The 1,973-nt window shown below is 61.5% G+C and carries 2 protein-coding genes and 1 pseudogene; 1 reads left to right on the top strand and 2 read right to left on the bottom strand.

The features are described 5' to 3' along the window. Window positions 1-260: pseudogene (locus EOA24_RS35890) on the top strand (pilus assembly protein); the annotation flags it as partial. 80 nt (window positions 261-340) lie between these two features. Here the strand turns inward: EOA24_RS35890 and EOA24_RS35885 are convergent. Together EOA24_RS35885 and EOA24_RS35880 are read right to left on the bottom strand one after the other, a co-directional pair. Continuing rightward, a complete protein-coding gene (locus tag EOA24_RS35885; protein ID WP_126061553.1) occupies window positions 341-571 on the bottom strand; it encodes a hypothetical protein in 231 nt (76 codons plus the stop codon). Between the two features lie 653 nt (window positions 572-1,224). Further along, a complete protein-coding gene (locus tag EOA24_RS35880) occupies window positions 1,225-1,416 on the bottom strand; it encodes a hypothetical protein (protein ID WP_126083413.1) in 192 nt (63 codons plus the stop codon). Between the last annotated feature and the right edge of the window lie 557 nt (window positions 1,417-1,973).

Below are 1,973 nucleotides of genomic sequence, written 5' to 3'. Positions count from 1 at the left end.
CCATCTACCAGGCGCATGGCAACACACGGGCGCTGACGCTGAACGGCGGATCCGGCTCGCTGGTGAGCGGTTTCATCTACGCGCCGGATGCGGCTATCACCTATACCGGAAATTCGGACATGAGCGCCCAGGGCAGTTGCCTGCGGCTGGTGGGCGACACCGTGGCAATGACGGGAAACTCCGCCGTGAAGTCGAACTGCACGGCCGAACTGGGGAACCGGGAGATGTATGCGGGCCGGATGGTCACCCTGGCGAGGTGAGACGGAAAGCGGCAGCGGCTCGCAAGGCCGCGGTGACCGATCTCCTGATGGAAAATCGATGGCCCGGCCGCCACGCCGAATTACGCGATGATGTCGGCGCCCGGCTGCTCGTCGAAGAGCACCGCGCAGCCGCGCTCCAGCGCAACCTGCGTCAAGGCGGTGGTCGCATCCTCGTCCGACGAGACGAAATCGCCGGTCAGCACGCGCAGTTCCTCGACGGCCCTCGACATAGGCACGACGCGCCCGGCCGAACGGTCGCTCACGCATGCGTCGATGACGCACAGAAGATCGATGAGTTCGAAATGATCCATGGCGGCCTCCGCTGCGGCCATCCCTTCGCCCTGTCAACGGCGTGTGGCGCGGACTGGTTCCCAGGCCGGCTTCATCCCTGCGGCCTTGCCGGCGCGAGCTTGAGGTCGAAGCGGGCCGGCAGGCATGGCTCGACACAGGCCTTGCGCACCGATCCGGTTGTCATGGTGTCGATTGGAAGAAGGACTATTATCCGAGCGTGGCGTGCCGGCCAGAGCGGCCTGTCAAAGAGAAGGAAGACGCCGCCGATCATCAGCGCCAGGAGCAGTGCCGCAACAGGTTCGCGATCATGTTGCCGGGTTGCACGGCCAGCAACTCCAGGAGCGATTGAAGGGAAAGGCGTGCCCGTCATATCGCAGGAATGGCGGGCACGCTTCGGTCGACCGCCGATGAAGGGACTTGTCCGGCGGCTTGCTAACCAAATGAATTGATGGCGCTGTTGTTTCTTGAAAATCGGCGACTCGGGCCTCTGCGTTCGGCGGCTGAGACTTCAGTCTGAAAACCGCTTCGGACCGTCGCCCAAGGGCCGGACAATCGCTTTCAGCTGCCGTTGCCCGGCCATTGAAATCGGCGAAAGGAGAGAAGACACGGCGTGCTGACGGGTCCGCCTTTTTGACTGGCCGTTCCAACTGCTCCTTCCAAGTTCAAGGTAGAGTTAGTCCTCGAGGTCCATCGGCTGATGGCCGGGCTGCTGGTGCCAAAGCACCTGGCGATAATCCGTCAGTTCGACGACCTGCGTGCAGACCGGACAGATGTAGCTGTCGCAGCATTGGCGAAGCGCCGGCGACCCGCGGCGAGCGGCAATGACCGGCGGACGCGAATAGGCTTTGACGGCCTGATCAAGCATGGTTTCCTCCTGGTGGTTGTCGATTATCCCCGCCCAAAGGCTTCTTCCCTCGCCGGCGATGTCGTGCCGCCGCGGCGCTCGGCCAGCGCTGGAACAGGTTCGGCATGATGCTGATGGGGGAACGCACGAGACCGCGATGATATCGCCTTCATTGTTGCCGAGGGTCGCATCGAATTCTCCCTGTCGGGCGAAAACGGATGGTCCCTCAACCACCGCCGTGCCAGCGCAAGAAGAGCAAAGCACCTGCGACAAGGTTCCGCATTAACTTCGGATAAGGCGCAAAGAAATCTTCCAAAAATTCTCCGACCGCCGGGAGCGCCCAATTATATTAGCAATCACTCATAATAAGGTGTTTGAATTAGACGGCGTCGCCGACGATCGCAACGTCAGGCGCCGCTTCACATGGGAGGGAAACCACGTGTAGCCCGGCAGCCGCACGATCTCGACACGCGTCTTGGCGGGCGCGCGGACCGACTCCTGTGAAGGATACCGTTCTGAAATCTCAGCAACCTTCAGGACGTCTCAACCTATTGATCTAGCGAGAAATACTTGAAAAC

The sequence above is a fragment of the Mesorhizobium sp. M2A.F.Ca.ET.039.01.1.1 genome (assembly GCF_003998035.1).
GTDB lineage: Bacteria > Pseudomonadota > Alphaproteobacteria > Rhizobiales > Rhizobiaceae > Mesorhizobium.
This window is presented reverse-complemented; position numbering and strand designations above follow the sequence as displayed.

What these genes read in the sequence shown, in the direction of transcription:
- EOA24_RS35880 (WP_126083413.1), bottom strand. Translation starts at nt 1,416, where the DNA reads ATGCTTGATCAGGCCGTCAAAGCCTATTCGCGTCCGCCGGTCATTGCC.
- EOA24_RS35885 (WP_126061553.1), bottom strand. Translation starts at nt 571, where the DNA reads ATGGATCATTTCGAACTCATCGATCTTCTGTGCGTCATCGACGCATGC.